A 202-nucleotide genomic window follows, 5' to 3' on the forward strand; every position below is an offset into this window, starting at 1 on the left:
CATCGGCGCTAGAGAGCTTAACTTCCGTGTTCGGTATGGGAACGGGTGTGACCTCTCTGCCATCATTACCAGACTTTTATCATTATACACATTCTTTTCAGAATGTCAAGAAGAAATCTAAACATATATTCCTTCAAAACTAGATAACATTGCTACATATTATATGGTTAAGTCCTCGATCTATTAGTATTCGTCAGCTCCA

1 rRNA gene is annotated in these 202 nt (G+C 38.1%); it reads right to left on the reverse strand.

Annotated features, from left to right (window positions below):
* Positions 1–73 (reverse strand): 5S ribosomal RNA (rrf, locus tag JDS80_RS31200); the annotation flags it as partial.
* Positions 74–202: the final 129 nt, after the last annotated feature.

Origin of the sequence: Bacillus cereus group sp. N8, assembly GCF_016483685.1 — a bacterium.
Lineage (GTDB): Bacteria > Bacillota > Bacilli > Bacillales > Bacillaceae_G > Bacillus_A > Bacillus_A proteolyticus.